At 60.8% G+C, this 17970-nt stretch carries 17 protein-coding genes; 8 read left to right on the top strand and 9 right to left on the bottom strand.

Annotated elements, in window-relative coordinates; all coding sequences use genetic code 11:
- Nucleotides 1-3: 3 nt before the first annotated feature.
- From AMK02_RS12835 to AMK02_RS12820, 4 genes are all read right to left on the bottom strand, one after another.
- The gene (locus tag AMK02_RS12835; RefSeq protein WP_064803280.1) at nt 4-216 is read right to left on the bottom strand and encodes a hypothetical protein; all 213 of its coding nucleotides are present in this window, start codon (nt 214-216) and stop codon (nt 4-6) included.
- Nucleotides 213-1166: a carbohydrate ABC transporter permease gene (locus AMK02_RS12830; RefSeq protein ID WP_064803278.1), complete on the bottom strand. Its 954-nt coding sequence runs from the start codon at nt 1164-1166 to the stop codon at nt 213-215. Before AMK02_RS12830 ends, AMK02_RS12835 begins: the two co-directional genes overlap by 4 nt.
- Nucleotides 1163-2131 carry a carbohydrate ABC transporter permease gene (locus AMK02_RS12825; RefSeq protein WP_064803276.1) on the bottom strand — a complete coding sequence of 323 codons (969 nt, stop codon included), beginning with the start codon at nt 2129-2131 and terminating at the stop codon, nt 1163-1165. Before AMK02_RS12825 ends, AMK02_RS12830 begins: the two co-directional genes overlap by 4 nt.
- A 119-nt stretch (nt 2132-2250) precedes the next feature.
- Nucleotides 2251-3576 (bottom strand): ABC transporter substrate-binding protein, encoded by a 1326-nt coding sequence (locus AMK02_RS12820; RefSeq protein ID WP_064803275.1) that lies wholly within the window; start codon nt 3574-3576, stop codon nt 2251-2253.
- A 518-nt stretch (nt 3577-4094) separates the two neighbouring features.
- On the opposite strand from AMK02_RS12820, the gene AMK02_RS12815 reads away from it, so the two are divergent.
- From AMK02_RS12815 to AMK02_RS12795, 5 genes are all read left to right on the top strand, one after another.
- Nucleotides 4095-5540, top strand: coding sequence for an MFS transporter (locus AMK02_RS12815; RefSeq protein ID WP_064803273.1), 1446 nt, complete (start codon nt 4095-4097; stop codon nt 5538-5540).
- Nucleotides 5541-5668: 128 nt separating this feature from the next.
- A complete protein-coding gene (locus AMK02_RS12810; RefSeq protein ID WP_064803271.1) occupies nt 5669-6733 on the top strand; it encodes a sensor histidine kinase in 1065 nt (354 codons plus the stop codon).
- 260 nt (nt 6734-6993) lie between these two features.
- Nucleotides 6994-7545: a DUF924 family protein gene (locus tag AMK02_RS12805; protein WP_064803269.1), complete on the top strand. Its 552-nt coding sequence runs from the start codon at nt 6994-6996 to the stop codon at nt 7543-7545.
- A gap of 135 nt (nt 7546-7680) precedes the next feature.
- Nucleotides 7681-10203 (top strand): mechanosensitive ion channel family protein, encoded by a 2523-nt coding sequence (locus AMK02_RS12800; RefSeq protein ID WP_064803268.1) that lies wholly within the window; start codon nt 7681-7683, stop codon nt 10201-10203.
- A 112-nt stretch (nt 10204-10315) separates the two neighbouring features.
- A complete protein-coding gene (locus AMK02_RS12795) occupies nt 10316-10582 on the top strand; it encodes a hypothetical protein (RefSeq protein ID WP_064803267.1) in 267 nt (88 codons plus the stop codon).
- 27 nt (nt 10583-10609) lie between these two features.
- On the opposite strand, the gene arsC is transcribed toward AMK02_RS12795, so the two are convergent.
- Genes arsC through AMK02_RS12775 form a run of 4 tightly spaced genes read right to left on the bottom strand, consistent with a single transcriptional unit; the run spans nt 10610 to nt 12607 of the window.
- The gene (arsC, locus tag AMK02_RS12790) at nt 10610-11032 is read right to left on the bottom strand and encodes an arsenate reductase (glutaredoxin) (protein WP_064803266.1); all 423 of its coding nucleotides are present in this window, start codon (nt 11030-11032) and stop codon (nt 10610-10612) included.
- Nucleotides 11029-11724, bottom strand: a complete 696-nt coding sequence (locus AMK02_RS12785) for an MIP/aquaporin family protein (protein ID WP_064803265.1) — start codon at nt 11722-11724, stop codon at nt 11029-11031. The genes arsC and AMK02_RS12785 overlap by 4 nt, the downstream gene beginning before the upstream one ends.
- A complete protein-coding gene (locus AMK02_RS12780) occupies nt 11724-12254 on the bottom strand; it encodes an arsenate reductase ArsC (RefSeq protein ID WP_064803264.1) in 531 nt (176 codons plus the stop codon). The genes AMK02_RS12785 and AMK02_RS12780 overlap by 1 nt, the downstream gene beginning before the upstream one ends.
- A complete protein-coding gene (locus tag AMK02_RS12775; RefSeq protein ID WP_064803263.1) occupies nt 12251-12607 on the bottom strand; it encodes an ArsR/SmtB family transcription factor in 357 nt (118 codons plus the stop codon). Before AMK02_RS12775 ends, AMK02_RS12780 begins: the two co-directional genes overlap by 4 nt.
- A 42-nt stretch (nt 12608-12649) precedes the next feature.
- Here AMK02_RS12775 and AMK02_RS12770 point away from each other — a divergent pair, with 42 nt between their 5' ends.
- The 3 genes from AMK02_RS12770 to AMK02_RS12755 all read left to right on the top strand — a co-directional run bounded on the left by AMK02_RS12770 (nt 12650) and on the right by AMK02_RS12755 (nt 16460).
- Nucleotides 12650-13174, top strand: a complete 525-nt coding sequence (locus tag AMK02_RS12770; protein ID WP_064803262.1) for a DUF6428 family protein — start codon at nt 12650-12652, stop codon at nt 13172-13174.
- Between the two features lie 937 nt (nt 13175-14111).
- Complete coding sequence (locus AMK02_RS12760) at nt 14112-14942, top strand: response regulator (protein WP_064803260.1); 831 nt, start codon at nt 14112-14114, stop codon at nt 14940-14942.
- A 186-nt stretch (nt 14943-15128) separates the two neighbouring features.
- Nucleotides 15129-16460 (top strand): GGDEF domain-containing response regulator, encoded by a 1332-nt coding sequence (locus tag AMK02_RS12755; protein ID WP_064803258.1) that lies wholly within the window; start codon nt 15129-15131, stop codon nt 16458-16460.
- A 264-nt stretch (nt 16461-16724) separates the two neighbouring features.
- Here the strand turns inward: AMK02_RS12755 and AMK02_RS12750 are convergent, their stop codons facing one another.
- Nucleotides 16725-17744 carry a GlxA family transcriptional regulator gene (locus AMK02_RS12750; protein WP_041678677.1) on the bottom strand — a complete coding sequence of 340 codons (1020 nt, stop codon included), beginning with the start codon at nt 17742-17744 and terminating at the stop codon, nt 16725-16727.
- Nucleotides 17745-17970: the final 226 nt, after the last annotated feature.

Raw genomic sequence — 17970 nt, 5'->3', positions numbered from 1 at the left:
GGTTCACTCCGCGAATTTCGAAACGATGATGAACATGACGGTGCCTGCAAGCAGGGTGACCAGCGAATAGGTGTAGAGCACCAGCAGGAAGGGCTGGAACAGCATCAGGAAGCCGAGGCCGATCAGCACGGTGGCGATGGCCTCCATCGGGCCGCGCCGCAGGAAGAACGGCCGTTTCGGACGGGCAGGGGTGCGTGTTTGGATCAGATGGTTCATTTGCGGACGGCTCCGAAGGTGATGCCGCGCAGCAGCTGCTTGCGCAGAAGGATGGTGAAGACGAGGATCGGGATCAGGAAGATCGTCGTACCGGCGGCAACGGCCGGCCAGTCCTGCCCGCCCTCACCGATGATCGTCGGGATGAAGGGCGGTGCGGTCTGGGCGTCGCCTGAGGTCAGCAGGGCGGCAAACGCATATTCGTTCCAGGCGAAAATCAGGCAAAAGATCGCGGTGGCGGCGATGCCGGTCGTTGCCTGCGGCAGCACGACCTTGCGGAAGGCCTGCAGCCGCGTATAGCCGTCGATCATCGCCGCTTCCTCATATTCGCGCGGGATCTCGTCGATGAAGCCCTTGAGCAGCCAGACGGCGAGCGAGACGTTGACCGCGGTGTAGAGCAGGATCATGCCGAGCGCCGTGTCCGACAGGCCGAGCTCGCGATACATGAGGTAGATCGGGATGGCGACGGCGATCGGGGGCATCATGCGCGTCGACAGGATGAAGAACAGCAGGTCGTCGGCGAGTGGCACCTTGAAGCGGGAAAAGCCATAGGCGGCGAGCGTGCCGAGGAAGACCGCGAGGAAGGTGGAGCCGAAGGCGATGACAAGCGAATTGACGAAGCGCGGCACGAAATTCGACGGGCCTGCTATCACCATGTTCCGCTTGCGCGTCACCTCATCGCAAGTGCCGACCGGCGCCGGCAGCGAGGCGATATAATCCGGCGTCTGCCGGGTGCGCGTCGTGAACAGGTTGCAATAGCCCTCGAGCGACGGGGTAAAGACGATCTTGGGTGGATAGCTGATCGAATCCGGCGGCGACTTGATGCTGGTCAGGAAGATCCAGACGAGCGGGATGAGGGTGATCAGCGCGTACAGTACGACGATGGTGCCGGCGATGCGCTTGTTGGACAGGCTCGGTTCAACGACCGAATGGGCGGAGTTAGCGGCACTCATCGTTGCTTCACCTTGTTCAATGCCTTGACGTAAATGTTGGCGAGGCCGAACACCGCGACGAAGAGGATGATGGCGAAGGCCGAGGCCCGGCCGGTCGCCCAGCTTTCGAACGCGGCGCGCTTAAGCGTGATCGAGGCGACTTCGGTGACCGAGCCTGGCCCGCCGCCGGTGAGCAGTGTCACCATGTCGAACATCTTGAAATTCTCGATGCCGCGGAAGAGCACGGCGAGCATGATGAAGGGCAGGGCCATCGGGACGGTGATCGACCAGAACTGGCGCCCCGGCGAAGCGCGGTCGACCTCGGCCGCCTCGTAGATATAGTCAGGGATCGAGCGCAGGCCGGCGAGGCAGATCAGCATCACATAGGGCGTCCACATCCAGGTGTCGACGATGATGATCGCCCAGGGCGCCAAAGAGACATTGCCGAGCATCTGGATATCGGAAGTCGGAATGCCTGAGACCAGCGACACGGCATAGGCGAAGAGCCCGATCTGTGGCTCGTAGAGAAAGCGCCAGAAATTGCCGACCACAGCGGGCGACAGCATCATCGGGATTAGGATGATTGTCGTCCAGAAGGCATGGCCGCGAAACTTGCGGTCGATCAGGTAGGCGAGCGTGAAGCCGATCACCGTCTGCAGCAGGATCGTCCAGAAGACGAAATGTGCGGTGGTCTGCATCGCCTGCCAGATGTCGGGATCGTTGAGGACGCGCTTGTAATTCCCGAGGCCGACGCCCTGCACCGGCGCATTCGGCCGATTGGCGCGGTAATTGGTGAAGGAGAGATAGAGCGCCCATAGCAGCGGGAAGATGTTGATCGCCAGCAGCAATGTGATGGCCGGCGCAATGAACAGCCAGGCGATTGCCCTGTCGGAGAGGCCGCGGACGCGCCGGGCGACCGAGACCGGCGTTGCCCTTGCTGTCGCATCGGCCGCCTTCTCGACAATGGAGGAATGGGAAATTGTCAATTCTTCACCCAGTCTATTGCGATTTGGAAGATCTGGCGGCCCGGCTCGTCTGCCGATCCGGGCCGCCATCCTGGTGAGGATGGCGCGCGGAGGGATTCCGCCTGTCCCGTCGTCCGACACTAGATCTTGCCGTCGTCCTTGAACACGTCGCTCCAGTCCTTCACCAGGCCGTCGAGCGCTTCCTTGGCGGCACCGTTGCCCGCGACCACGTAGTTGTGGACGCGCTTCTGCATGGCCTGCAGCAGCGAAGCATAGCTCGGCTCGGCCCAGAAATCCTTGACGATCGCCATCGAGTCCAGGAAGGCCTGGGCATAGGGCTGGCTCTTGGCAAAATCCGGCGCGTTAACGACGGAGTTCAGGCAGGAAAACCCGCCGAGCTCCCACCATTTGGCCTGCACATCGGGCTGTGCGAACCACTTGATGTATTGCAGGGCGGCGTCGCGCTTCTCGGAGTAGGAAACCACCGAGATGCCCTGGCCGCCGAGCTGGGCGAAATGCGCCTTTTCAGCCGGATTGGGGAAGAAGCCGATCCTGTCGCCGCCAACCTTCTCGTCCTTGTAGAGGCCGGGCCAGGTGAAGGCGAAGTTCATCTGCATGGCGACCTGTCCGGATTTGAAGGCGTCGGCGGATTCGACCATGTAGACGTTGGAGCTGCCGGGCGGGGTGCAGCAATCATAGAGCGACTTGTAGAATTCGAGGCCCTTGACCGCGTCGGCCGAGTTGACGAAGCCCTCCATGTCATAAGGCTTCTTCGGATTGTCGTACTGGAAGCCCCAGTCGTAGAGGACGTTGGTCACGCCCATGGTGATGCCTTCGGAGCCGCGCTCGGTATAGATCGAGGCGCCATAGACGGTCTTGCCGTCGATCTGGCGCTTCTGGAAGAACTCGGCGATATGCTTCAGCTCGTCATAGGTCTTCGGGGCCGCGAGATCGTGGCCGTATTTCGCCTTGAATTCCTTCTGCAGTTCCGGCTTCTCGAACCAGTCCTTGCGATAGGTCCAGCCGACGACATCGCCCATGGCCGGCAGCGCCCAGTAGTTCGGCGTGTTCTTCGGCCATTCCGAGTAGCCGACGACCGTCGCCGGCACGAAGTCATCCATCTTGATGCCTTCCTTGTCGAAGAAGTCGTTGAGCTTGACGTAGTGGCCGTTCTCGGCCGAGCCGCCGATCCACTGGCTGTCGCCAATAATGAGGTCGCAGAGCTTGCCATGGGAATTCAGCTCGTTGAGGAAGCGGTCGGCATAACTCGTCCAGGGAACGAATTCGAACTTCATCTGCGTGCCAGTCTTGGCGGTGAAGTCCTTCGATAGCTCGACCAGCGCATTCGCGGGGTCCCAGGCGGCCCAACACAGCGTCAGTTCATCGGCTTTGGCGAGATTGGGCAATGCCGACGACGTGACAAGCGCCGTGGCCAGCCCCAAAAGGGCTTTCGATGTTTTCTGCATAAGTTCCTCCCAGAACCAAGGCCGGCTCCCGCCAGCGTCGCACGTTCACCCATTTCAGAGAATGCTCACATGAACTCCTCACTCATCATGTTTAGCAATATGTTTAGTGATATCTATTTTTATAAACATTGCAAGTGACAATCGTTGCTGCAGTGCACAGGTAGTTCACCTATCTCCAGGAGCGGTCTTTCGGGTGATCTGGGGAAATTTCATTCGCAAGCGTACCGATACGGCGAAATCTGGCCTCGCTGCGGGAGAGCTCGCGGGATATGGACCTCAACGCCGCTCCTGTTTTCCCGGAACGGTTCAAACTTGGCCTCGCTTCGGTGGGGCCTTTTTCTTGAGTGGACGGGCCGCATCGGGAATATTCCGTCGCAGTGCGAGATTTAGCCTTTCCGGACTGACGCAACGGGCGTATTCAGCCAGTGCGCGGTTTGTACGCGCCTCCCGCGGCGGACCTCCGATCAGCTTCCTTTCCGTTCCCTGTCGCGACACCCGGAATTTCCATTGGCAGATCGATGACCACGGCAGAGACGAGCGAGCAGGGGCAAGAGGTGGCGGGCGGCCGCCAGGCGAAGATCGTGGCGCTGGTCGTTGCCGTTTCCTTCTTCATGCAGATCCTCGACGGCACGATCGTCGCCACCTCGCTGCCGCAGATGGCGGCGAGCTTCAGCGTGCAGCCGGTGTCGATGAGCATTGGCATCACCGTTTATATGCTGACGATGGCCGCCTTCATTCCGCTGTCGGGCTGGCTCGGCGACCGGTTCGGGGCGCGGCGTGTCTTCCTGACGTCGATCGGCGTCTTCACGGTCGCGTCGTTGTTCTGCGGGCTCTCCGGCAGCCTCACGGAATTCGTGCTGTGGCGTGCGCTGCAGGGGGCGGGCAGCGCATTGATGACTCCGGTCGGGCGCATCATCGTGCTGAAGAACGCGCGCAAGTCCGAACTCGTCCAGGCGATTGCGCTCATCACCTGGCCGGCGCTGACGGCGCCCGTGGTCGGCCCTGTGCTCGGCGGTTTCATCACCACCTATGCCAGCTGGCATTGGAACTTCCTGATCAACATTCCGATCGGCATCGTCGGCATGGGGCTGGTGCTGCGTTTTGTGCCCGAACAGCGCGAGGCTGATCCCGGTCGGCTGGATATTCGCGGCTTTATCCTGAGCGCGGCCGGATTGACCCTGCTGCTCGCGGCCTTGGAGCTTTCAGCCAAATGGGAGGGCGGGCTTTGGCCGGTCATCTCAATGCTCGCGGCCGGCATCGTCCTATCGGTCATGGCGACGCGGCATTTCCTTGCCGCCGACAATCCGCTGCTGGATCTTTCGGCTTTCCGCGTCCAGACATTTTCGATGTCGACGCTCTCGGCGGGCACGGCTTGCCGAACGGCCATCAACGCGACGCCTTTCCTTCTGCCTCTCTTGTTCCAGCTCGGCTTCGGGCTGAGCTCGATTGCCGCAGGCACCTATCTGCTCGTCTATTTTCTCGGCAATTTCAGCATGAAGGCGGTGACGACGCCGCTCTTACGCTTCTTCGGCTTCCGTACCGTTCTCGGGCTCAACGGGCTGATTGCAGCCCTGTCGATCGTTGCCTGCGGTTTCCTGACGCCTGACACGCCGCCGTTTTTCATCCATGCGCTGCTCTTTCTCGCCGGCCTGTCGCGATCGATGGAGTTCACGGCGCTGAACACGCTCGCCTTTGCCGATATCGGCCCGGCGCAGCGAAGCTCGGCCTCGACGCTGTCGAGCATGTTGCAGCAGATGTCCATGCTGCTCGGCGTTGCGGTGGCCGCCGCCGCGCTCAACATTTCCTCGGCTCTCAGAGGCGCCGACAATCCCGTTCTGGCCGACTTCCGATGGGCCTTCGTCGTGGTCGGAGCGATCGGCATCGTCTCGTCGCTGCGCTTCCTGCAATTGCCGAAGGAGGCGGGCGCCGAAGTCTCCGGCCATCGGAAATTCCAGAAGAGCTAGCGTCGCCTGCGACAAGAGCGAGGGACGAGCGATGTTTACCTCAGGCGGGCAATGCAATACGACAGTGCCCATGCTGACGACTCGGACCTTGCGGCCGTCGTTGCTTAGAGAGAACGCCGGGAGACGGAATGAGCAATTCTAGCGGCGATGCGGATGCCTTGATCCACATCCTCTATATCGACGACGACGAGGGGCTCGCTCTCCTGATGCAGAAGAACCTTGCGCGGCGCGGCTTTTCGGTCGAGTGGGCGCAGAATGGTTCTGCCGGCCTTGCGCGGATCGCCGAGGGCGGCATCGACGCCGTCGTGCTCGATCATCTCCTGAGCGGCGAGACTGGACTCGATATTCTGCCCTGCATCACGTCCGTGCCGGATCATCCGCCGGTCATTTATGCAACGGGGTCGGACGACACTAGCATCGCGGTCGCGGCGCTAAAGGCGGGTGCCGATGACTACATGCTGAAGGGGATTTCGGCCGATTATTTCGACCTGCTCGCCGCCGCTCTCGAACAGGCGCTGGAGCGGGCGCGCTTCCGCCGCGAGACGGCGCAGGCGCAGGAGGTGATCCGTCAGCAGCGCGATCATGCCGAGTTGCTGCTGGCCGAAGTCAATCACCGCATCGCCAACAGCCTCGGCCTTGTCGGCGCGCTGATCCGCATGCAATCTTCCATGACCAAGGACCAGGTGGCGATCGACGCGCTGCACGAGACGCAGATGCGTATCAACGCGATCGCGAGCGTGCATCGCCGGCTCTACACCAACCGGCAGATCGGTTCGGTGCAGGTCGATGAATATCTGAACAGTCTGCTAACCGAGCTTGAAGCTTCGATGCGCGACGACAAGCGGCCGCACCGTATCGTGCTGACCGCAAAGCCGGTCAATCTGGCGACCGACAAGGTGATCACGCTCGGGCTGATCGTCAGCGAGCTCGTCACCAATGCTTTCAAATATGCCTATCCCGACAGCGTCTCGGGCGAGATCCGCGTTTTTGTCGACCAGACGGACGGGCAATTGCGCGTCATCGTCGAGGATGATGGAGCGGGGTTTGATCCAGAGGGCGCGGCCAGGGGGACGGGGCTCGGCACACGGATTTTGACGGCGATGGCCGCGAGCTTGAAGTCGGATTTCGCTTATGATCCCGGGCATGACGGGACGAGGGCGATGCTGGTATTTTCGTTGCATGAGGACAAATAGGTAGAGGCGAGGACATCATGAAGGGAGTGGCCCCCTCATCCGGCTGCCGCCACCGACCGGGGTCGAGCCACGGTCTCGACCCGTCCTTCGGACCCCCGCTGGGGAGAAGGGATTCGCGGCAATGTCTCGATCCCCTCTTCTCCCCGGCGGGGAGAAGGTGCCCGTAGGGCGGATGAGGAGGCCACACGGCACACCTTGTCCTATTTCTACAAGAGCTTGCCGGCACAACATCATCAAACCTAACGCTACGGGAGGAAGGCATGACGGCGATCCGCACACCCCGGGAGGTCTACGATTTCTGGTTCGTTCGATGCGGCCGCGAGCTATGGTTTCGTCCGCCGCCGGAACTCGATGCCGAGATCCGTGATGTTTTCCGCGATACGCATCTGGCGCTTGCCGCGGGCGTCGGCGATGAATGGCGGGCCGATCCGGTGAGCCGGCTGGCGGCCGTCATCGTGCTCGATCAGTTTCCCCGCAACATCTATCGCGGCACGGGGCTTGCCGTTGCTACCGACGGGCTGGCGCTTCGGGAAGCCAAGCTCGCGCTCGCGGCCGGCGCCGACCAGGCGGTGGAACATGCTTGCCGAACCTTCTTCTACCTGCCGTTCGAACACGCCGAGAACCTCGACGAGCAGGACCGTTCGGTGGCCCTGTTCACCGCGCTCGGCGACGAGGAATATCTCGATTATGCGATCCGACACCGTGAGATAATCGCCGCCTACGGGCGCTTTCCTCACCGCAATGCCATGCTCGGGCGGGAATCGACGGCAGCAGAACTCGACTATCTCTCCAAGCCCGGCGCGGGGTTCTGAGCTGTTTGGACGAACGTGCGCTGCATGGACAAGCTCGGTGCAGGGCGCTTTAGGCATCTCCCGCCTTTCTGTCGCCTTTCTTTGCGATGAAAAGCGAGCATTCAATTTCGATGACAACCTTTCCGGAGGCCTTTTTTGCGGCTGAGATCCATCCTGCTTCGCACCATTTTTCTTGTGACGCTGGCGCTCGCCGGTGCGCATTTCGAGAGCGCAGCAGCCTTCGCGCAGGAACCGCAGCCGCAGGCGGCAGCAGAGGCGCCGCTTGTCGATACGCCTTCGGCCCAGGCGGCGAAGGAGATCGAGAAGGCGAAGGTCCAGCTTGGCTCGCTTCAGGACAGCGTCAAGGAGAACGCCGATAATGACGATGCGCTGGTCGGGCTTGCGACCAAGGCCGATGAGCTCAGCCGCGCCGTCATCACCATATCGGTCAACCTGAGACCGCGTTTCGACCAGATCAAGAACCGGCTGACCGAGATCGGCGAGCCGCCGAAGGATGGGCAGCCGCCCGAGGCGCAGATCGTCACCGACGAGCGTAACGCGCTTGCCGCCGAGCGCGCGCAGATCAATGCGGTGACCGGTGACGCCGAAAACCTGTCGATCGCCGTGACGAAGCTCATGAACGAGATCATCGAGATGCGGCGGCAGCTTTTCGCCGATACGCTTTTCAGGCGCACGGAAATCTCCATCTCGGTGCTTGACGATGCCGCGAGCGCCTTCGTGCACGAGATCAGCGAATTCTCACAGGCTTTGGCGAGCTGGGCCTCATTCGTCTGGAAGTTCAAGCGATTCCCACTGTTCGCCGCCATCTTCCTGTCGCTCGCCTCAGCACTCATCCTGCTTTCCGGCAGCTACCGGCTGTTCGGCTCCTATTTGCGCCGCGATGAGGCGGTCGAGAACCCCTCCTATATCGGCAGGCTGTCGATCGCCTTCTGGTCGACGCTGATCCGAACGCTGGCGCTGGCGGTCCTGCTTGTTACCTCCTTTTTCTTCCTTAACAGTTTCAATGTTTTGCGGCCGGATATTGCGCCTGTTATCGGCGCGCTGTTCGGCACGATCGGTCTCGTCTATTTCGTCGGCCGCTTCGTCAACGCCATTTTCGCGCCGAGCGAACCGCACTGGCGGCTGGTGAAGCTTTCCAATCTCGGCGCCCGCTCGATCGGCTACTGTCTCTCGGCGATGGCTGTCGTCAACGGGCTCGACTACCTCTTCGGCACGGTCAGCGAGGCGATGGGCTCACCGCTGGTGCTGACCGTCGTTCGGAGCCTGATCGCTGCCCTGATCATCGGCATCATCCTGATCGCCGTCTCCTTCAGCAAGCCGATGCTGGCGAGAAGCGGCGATCCCGACGCGCCTGGCAGACATTGGCCGCGGGGCATGGCAATCATCCTGCGTGTCGTCGGTGCCGCTTTGATCGTTACGGCGCTTGCCGGCTATGTCGGACTTGCCCGCTTTGTCGCTACGCAGCTCATCATCACCGGCGCGGTCGTCGCCACCATGTATGTCGGCCTGCTCTCGGGCAAGGCGATCTCGCGGCAGGAGAGCTTCGGCGATACCTTCTTCGCCCGCTTCCTGGCGCGGCGCTTCAACCTCGGGCCGGTGGCGATAGACCAGGTCGGCCTGCTCGTTGGCCTTGCCATGTATGCGGTGGCGCTGCTCGTCGGCATTCCGTTGATCCTGCTGCTCTGGGGCTTCCATGTACAGGATCTGCAGCTTATCGCCTTCCGGCTGTTCACCGAGGTCAAGCTCGGCGGCATCAGCATCTCGCTGCTCGGAATCTGCACCGGCATCCTGCTCTTTGCCGGCGTCTATCTGCTGACGCGCTGGCTGCAGCGCTGGCTCGACGGCAATGTCATGGCGCGAAGCCATGTCGATCTCGGCGTGCGAAACTCGGTCAAGACGGGCATCGGCTATCTCGGCGTCGGCATCGCCGCGATCATCGGCGTCTCCGCCGCCGGCATCGATCTGTCGAGCTTCGCGCTTGTCGCCTCGGCGCTTTCGGTCGGTATCGGTTTCGGCCTGCAGAACATCGTCTCCAACTTCGTGTCAGGCCTGATCCTGCTGGTCGAGCGGCCGTTCAAGGTCGGCGATCACGTCGTCTCCGGCACGGCCGAAGGTATCGTCAAGCGGATCTCGGTGCGCGCTACCGAGATCGAGACTTTCCGCAAGCAGGCGATCATCGTGCCGAATTCGGAACTGATCAACGGCCTCGTCGGCAACTGGACGCATCGCAACAAGATCGGTCGCTCGGAAATCCCGGTTTCCGTCAGCTACGACGCCGATCCGCAACAGGTGATGGATATTCTCTTGGAGTTGACGGCGAAGATACCGCTCGTCATGCGCAATCCCGAGCCGCATGTCGAATTCCTGCGCTTCGGCCCCTATTCGCTCGATTTCGAGCTTCGCTTCTTCCTCGCCGACATGGGCGACGGTCTGACGGTGCGCAACAATTTGAGGATCGAGATCCTCAAGCGCTTCAAGGCGGAAGGCATAGAAATCCCGCTGCCACAGAGCGACCTTACCATCCATCGAGAGGCTGCCCTCGTCCTTCCCAATGCGGTTAAGGAGCATGCTGACGGCCATGAGAATTCCAAGGATAGACCGGTGGAGGAAGAAGAGCGGCCGGTGCGCCAGCTGCGCGGGCGGGCAGCGGAGAGCTGAACAGCGTATTCAGCCATCATTCACAGGTCTATGTGCATGATCCCTTCCATCGGGATCGCTGCCGAGGGCAGCACCGATCTTTCGAGGGGAGGGCGCGTCAGCGCCGCCGCACATGATGGCAAGATTTGCCGCCTTTTTGCTTGTCCCGCTGCTTGCTGCGCCGGCGGTCAACGCCGCATCCATCACCAACACCGATCCCGCAGCCGTGGTGCTCGTCATCACCGAGGGCGCACAGCGCGTCGAAGTTGTGGTCGATGCCGGCGCTTCCGAAAGCCTCTGCTCCTCCGGCTGCTTCATGACGACACCCGACGGCGACCGGATCGGGCTCGATGGCGGCGAGACGATCGACATCGTCAAAGGCTCGGCGGTCGTCAAGTAGGATTGCGGACCTGTCAGGCTGGGCGGTTCAGATGATGCGCTTGCCTCCCGCATCCAGTACCTTCTCGCCGTCTTCCTTGGTGAAGGCGCCCTTATGCGTTTCCGGCAGGATTTCCAGGACCACCTCGGAAGGCCGCGACAGGCGGGTGCCGAGCGGTGTGACGACGAAGGGCCGGTTGATCAGGATCGGCTGCGCCAGCATGGCGTCGAGAAGCTGATCGTCGGTCAGATCAGGACTGTCGAGGCCGAGCTCGGCATAGGGCGTATCTTTATCGCGAAGTGCCTGGCGCACGGTAAGACCGGCGTCGGCGATCATTCTCGCCAGCTCCTTACGCGATGGCGGGTTCTTCACATAGTCGATGATATCAGGCTCGATGCCGGCGTTGCGGATCATCGCCAGCGTATTGCGCGACGTGCCGCATGCCGGATTGTGGTAGATGGTGACGTTCATAGTTTTGCCTCTGACGATAGCGTTGACGAAGTGCCGGGCTGTAACAGCCAGGTGAACAGGAGAAGGGCTGCGACAGCACCGGATATTTCAGCAAGCCAGAAACCCGGAAGGTCGACCGGACGAATGCCGGAGAAAGTGTCGGTCAGGGAGCGGGCGAAAGCCACGGCCGGATTGGCGAACGAGGTCGATGCGGTGAACCAATAGGCGGCGGTGATATAGAGCCCGACCAGCCAAGGGACGGCCTTTTGTTCGAAGCGGATGCCGGCGAGAATGACCGCTACGAGGCCGAAGGTCGCGATACCCTCGGAAAACCATTGCGCGCCGCCGGTGCGGATCTTGCTCGACAGGTCCAGGAGCGGCAGGTTGAACATCAGATGGGCGCAGATCGTTCCGGCTACGCCACCGGCAAACTGCGCCAGCACATAGAAACCGAGATCGCGTTTGGGCAGTGAACCCGACATTGCGAAGATCAACGAGACGGCCGGGTTGAAATGGGCGCCGGAAATCGGCCCCAGCACGGTGATCAGCACGACGAGGATTGCGCCGGTCGCGAGTGTATTGCCGAGCAGGGCAAGACCGACATCCCCGGTGAGCGATGCCGCCATGATGCCCGAACCGACCACGGTTGCGACCAGCATGGCGGTGCCGAGGGTCTCTGCGACCAGTCGGCGCGATAGATCGTAGGAAGCCATCAGCCGGCACCTGCCGGTTTTGCGGTCGTGCCTTCCATCGCGCCGATCTGGCGCAGGTGCTGCTCCAGGGCCAGTTTGTCGATCGAGGATAAAGGCAGGCTTAGGAAGGCCATAATCCTGTTTTTCAGAAAACGGGCGGCCTGTGCGAACGCACGGCCTTTCTCGACCTCGCTGCCCTCGACGGCGGCCGGATCCTCGACGCCCCAGTGGGCGGTCATCGGGTGACCGATCCAGACCGGGCAGGCTTCGCCATGGGCGGTATCGCAGACGGTGAAGATGAAATCCATCTCCGGCGCGTCGGGCTTGGCGAACTCGTCCCAGCTCTTCGAGCGAAAGCCGGTTGCGGGATAACCGAGCGCCTGCAACTCCTTCAGCGCCAGAGGATTGACCTCGCCCTTCGGCTGGCTGCCGGCGGAGTAGGCCTTGAACCGGCCCTTGCCCTCGGTCTCGAGGATCGATTCCGCCAGGATCGAGCGCGAAGAATTGGCGGTGCAGAGAAAGAGAACATTGTAAACGCGGTCCGTGGTCATTGCAGTTCCTCCTTGGTTGCAGGTGCACAGCATGCGGCAACGGCGGCGGCGGGGGCGCAGATCTCGGCATTCCCGCCGCCGCAATCCTCCATCAGGAAACGGATCAGGCCGCCAAGCGCTTCGTAATTAGCCGTGTAGATGATCGAGCGGGATTCTCGCTGCTGAGTGATTAGCCCAGCTCGTTCCAGCTCCTTCAGATGAAAAGAGACGTTAGAAGGGGAAACCTCCGCCTTGTCGGCAATGGAGCCCGCCGCCATTCCGTCAGGACCCGAGACGACAAGCATGCGGATGATGTGAAGGCGCGTTTCCTGCGATAGTGCGCCGAATGCGGCGAGGGCTTGACGTTGATCCATATTTCAATAATCCTTGAATCGTTGAAACGAGGATTAGCGCAGATGAATGCGATCGACAACAATAAAATTCAGGCGGAGGAGATCAGCCTCGGCCTGCTGTTTGATGCGCTCTCCGGCGACAAGGACGCGCCGCTGGTTTTCCACTATGACGGCCGGCCGGTGAAGCCGGGCTATCATATCACCGAGGTCAAGGCGGCCCAGTTCTCGGCGCTTGATTGCGGTGCCAATCCGGAAGCATGGACGGAGATATTCATCCAGCTCTGGGACATCGAGGAGGGCGAGCGCACGCATATGGCGGCCGGAAAATTCCATGCGATCATCCGCAAGGTGACGGAGCATGTGCAGCTCGACGGTTCGGCCAAACTTACCTTCGAAGTGAGCGACGGCGTGCGGCCGATGCAGCTTTATTGTGCCGCGGCGCCGGTTCTGCGCGCCGGCGCAGTGCATGTCGAGCTGTCGCCACGGCCGGCAAGCTGTAAGCCGCGCGATCGCTGGCTGGCGGAAGAAAGCAAGAAAGCGGCAGCTTGCTGCGGACCGGCGGCGGCAAGGAGCGGTTGCTGCGCGTAGAATGCATGAGGCTACGTGAGTGCTATGTGAAGATCATTGACTGACCGCCGGTCGTGTAGATGGAACATCGCCGAGCTAATGTCGGCGCCGTCCGCTTCACCGTCTGATGCGTGCGGAATTGCTGCACAAGATCGAGGCGCATTTCCGGCGCTCGCTGAGTTTGCCGTCAGTGTCTGATTAATGCCTGCGTATCCCACCATCTGAGCACCCGCATCGCCCGCAGCGTGACGGCAACCAGTTTGGACCACGCTCGTTTAGCGACGCTCGGCGGGCCTAAATCGCCGCCCATCGAATTCAACTAAGACGACGCCACGGAAGGGAAGCCCAGCCACCACCAACTTGGAGGTTAGGCCATTGTCACAAACTGCCAATTTTCGCTGATCATCAAAATCGCAAGACACTTCGGTTTGACCAGGAACCCGGTACCTAAACTTTTCACCCTTGAATGAAATTGTTGCGCCATCATCTGAAAATACCGGCGGCATTCTGGCGCAACCAGATAGCAGTCCCGCTGCCAAGACTGGCAGCACGCTAAGCAGGCCTCGGGTTCTGACAACAGCATAGGCTATTGATCTGGTTTCCAGCATCGGACGTCTCATGTGGTATTCGTCAACGACGCATAACATGAATGTCTGGAAATTACTCTAGTGCGACAAACGCGGAGAGATCGAATGATCTGGACACCCGCTACCAGGCGTCAACATAGAAGCAGCATGCGATACGTTCATCCAGGCTGCAATGATCAAGCTCATGACACGAAGGCTGGTCCGCTATCTCGCTTTCTCAATCAGACTCTTAATCATATCTGCAAAGAAATCGCAGGCGCACCATTGCGCCGCGTGTTCATTTCGCAGCGGCAGATGCTGATTAATAATTATTCAAATCAATTGATGTATCGAATTGGCTCGGGGAAAGAATTTACATCAAAGGTTTGCTTATGGCGTTTCTAGGTATTTCGGGGATGCAATATTCCGGGGAAATGTTTGCCGGTGCGCGGATTATTGTCGCGGAAGATTCGAACGTATTCACCTCCATGATCAGCAAACGCCTGAAGGAGCTGTTCGACATCGATGTCGAGATCTGCCGGAGCTTCGAGGATCTGCAGTTTTCCTACGACAAGTCTTCCGATCCGATCACGCTGGCGATCTCGAACATCAACCTGCCCGGCGCCGAAAACGGCGAGGCGCTGGAATATCTGGTCGATCTCTCCATACCGACCATCGTCTTTACCGGCACCTTTCACGAAGGCATGCGCGACAAGCTGATCGCTAAGGACATCGTCGACTATATCCTCAAGGACAATATTTTCGCCGTCGACCTTCTGGCGGAATCGATCTGCCGGTTCCTGACCAATCATCGCCATCACGTGCTGATCGTCGACGACAGCGCGACGGCGCGCGCGCTGCTGTCGAGCCGGCTGAAGCGCTATAATTTCCGAGTGAGCACCGCCGAAAACGGCGCCAAGGCGCTGGAGACCCTGAAGGTCAATCGCGATATCGGCCTGATGATTACCGATTACAATATGCCCGATATCGACGGATTTGAACTGACGCGGCGCATCCGGGCCCATATCGGCTCGCACGAATTGCGCATCATCGGTGTTTCCTCGTCCTCGAACCGGCTGCTTTCGGCGCGGTTTCTGAAGGCCGGCGGCAACGATTTCATGCTGCGTCCCTTCATCGACGAGGAGTTCTACTGCCGCGTCAACCAGAATCTCGACACGCTGCTGCAGATCCAGTCCATGCGCAAGGAGCGGGCGGTTGCCTGACGGCTCTTCCGGGATCTTGATCGCGAGGAAGCCGGGGGCGATCGGCGCTGCCGAGCGCTGGATTTTTGCAATTACAGGTAATCTGAATATTTGTCCCCTTCACGCGGATGAGCCTCTCGGTTATCGTCCGCCGCGCCGGGGGGAGGGCCGAGTCGAGCCCGTAAGGCGCAGGGGGGAATAGCGGCTGTGGCTTTTCAGGCGGATTTTCAGCGGGATGGGCTCGGGCTGCGTTCCGGCGGGCTCAAGATACTTCTGGTTGAAGATTCCCGAATGTTTTCCGCCGTGCTTTGCCATCGGTTCCAGACGGAACTTGGCCTTGCCGTCAAATCCTGCTCGTCGCTGAAAGCGCTTCGCAGGGAACTTGCCGAAGATGGTCACGGCTACACCATGGCAGTCGTCGATCTCAACCTGCCGGATTCGCCTTATGGCGAGGCGCTCGACTGCACGATCGAGCACGATATTCCAGCAATCGTCTTCACCGCCACGTTCGATCTCAATACGCGCAACAAGATCATGGAGCGCAATGTCATCGATTACGTGCTGAAGGACAATGAGTTCGCGCTCGACAATCTGGTCGCCACCGTCCGCCGGGCGATCTCCAACCGCAAGACGCGGGTGCTCGTCGTCGATGATGTCGTCTCGGTACGCCAGGTTCTCGTCGATCTCCTGAAGGCACAGCAATATCTGGTCGTCGAGGCAAGCTCCGGGCTCGAGGCGCTGGCGGCGCTCGAAGCCTATAGCGATATCGAACTCGTCGTCACCGATCATCACATGCCCGATATGAGCGGCTACGAGCTGACGCGGCGCATCCGCCATCGCTTCGGTTCGGACCGGTTGCGCGTCATCGGCGTCTCCTCCTCCAACGATCGTATGCTGTCCGCGAGTTTCCTCAAAGCCGGCGCCAGCGACTTCGTCTATCGGCCCTTCGTCGCCGAGGAGCTGCAATGCCGCATCGCCAACAATGCGGAAACACTGGCGCAGATGCGCCAGTTGAGGGCCGCTGCAGCCTGCGACTATCTCACCGGCCTCTATAACCGCCGCTATTTCTACGACAATGGCCCGAAGCTGGTGAACGAGTGCTTGCGGTTGAAAGTGCCGAGCTCGGTCGCCATTCTCGATATTGACCACTTCAAGCGGCTGAACGACACATACGGCCACGAGATCGGCGACAAGGTGTTGAAGGCGGTTGCAAACAGGCTGTTCACGATCTTCGAGGGCAGTGACAACCTGCTCTCCCGCCTCGGCGGCGAGGAGTTCGCTATCCTCTTCCCGCAGATGGATTCGGCCGCCGCCACCAAGCTCTGCGACGAGATCCGCTCGGATATTTCGCGGCTGAAGGTAACGGCCGACGACGAGGAACTCGGCGTCACCATCTCGATCGGGATTGCCGAAATCGGCAGTTACGAAACCTTCGAGAATTATCTCAACGCCGCCGACCAGTTTCTCTATATGGCCAAACACCGCGGCCGTAACCAGGTCTATTCCGACGCCAGGATGACGGAGGAGGTGGCGCAGTAGGGCTGCTTTCAGTCTCTCGCCACCGCCGTCCGGTTTGCGCCAATGGCCGCCCCTCACACTAACCCTCTCCCCGTTTAAACGGGGCGAAGGGACATTCCAAATGCAACGTTGAGGTTGAGGAAGCCGGTGCGGCATATCCCCTTTGCCCCGCAAGCGGGGGTCCGAAGGACGGGTCGAGACCAGTGGCTCGACCCCGGTCGGTGCCGGCAGGCGGATGCAAGGGGGCGGCACCCCCTTAGTATCATTCGGCGACCTTCCGATGCCTCAAGCCGCAACCGCCTGCCTTGCCGTCGCCATGGTCATCTTGCGCTCGGCGCGTTCCTGCTGCGGCGAGCGATGGTAGAGTTCGCGATAACACTTGGAGAAATGCGAGGCCGAGACGAAGCCGCAGGCGACGGCGACCTCGACGACGGGCATCGAGGACTGAACCAGCAGGTGGCGCGCGCGGTCAAGGCGAATTTCCAGATAGTAGCGGGCCGGCGAACGGCCCATCTCCTGGCGGAACAGCCGTTCGATCTGGCGGCGGGAGAGGCCGGCGCCATCGGCGATCTCGATCAGCGACAGCGGCTCGGCGAGATTGCCTTCCATCAGCTCGATGATCGACAGAACCTTGGCGTTCTGCACGCCGAGGCGAGCGCGCAGCGGCAGGCGTTGGCGGTCGTGCGGATTGCGCACGCGGTCAGTCAGGTGCTGTTCGCAGATACGGTTGACGAGGCTTTCGCCGAAATCCTCGCCGATCAGGTTCAGCATCATATCGAGTGAGGCGGTGCCGCCAGCGCAGGTATAGAGGTTGCCGTCAACCTCGTAGAGATCGGCATAGACCTCCGCCTGCGGGAAGGCTTCGGAAAAGCCGGGCAGGTTCTCCCAGTGGATGGCGCAGCGCTTGCCGTTCAGAAGACCGGCCTGCGCAAGCACATGCGCGCCCGTACAGAGGCTGCCGACGGCGACGCCGCGATTGTAGCATTCACGCAGCCAGGCATTGACGGATTTGTTGTTGAACTCCTCGATATCGATGCCGGAACAGACGAGCACCATGCCGGGACGGTTTTCGCCGCCGAGATGCCGGCGCTCCTCGGCGAGCGAGGAATTCGCCTCGATGCCGATGCCGCAGGAGGAATAGACCTTCTCTCCGTCGACCGAGGCGAGCCGCCAGGTATAGGCCTGATAGCCGAGCATGCGGTTGGCGATGCGCAAGGTGTCCACCGCTGCCGAAAAGGGCAGCATGGTGAATTGCGGTACCATAAAGAAGACCAGTGAGCGCTTCTTGATCTGCATCCTGTTCATAGCGAAATCCATGCTCGAGGGGCGATGACATATTCGTTGCGCGGAATGCGTCGCGCCGATGTCCTAAAAGCGACAGTGGCATGGAAAAATGCGGCCGAGAAGAGCAAATATGCGACATTGATCGGAATTTGACCGGTCATATCGCCGGTTGGGGCAGAAAACAGGCTTATAGGCGGCTGAAATTCGGGACTGAAGACGGCTGGGAACGGCACGGCGGGCACGAAAA

The sequence above is a fragment of the Rhizobium sp. N731 genome, assembly GCF_001664145.1.
GTDB classification, from domain to species: Bacteria; Pseudomonadota; Alphaproteobacteria; order Rhizobiales; family Rhizobiaceae; genus Rhizobium; species Rhizobium esperanzae.
The sequence above is the reverse complement of the archived record's forward strand: the minus strand, read 5'-3'. Positions and strand labels throughout refer to the sequence as shown.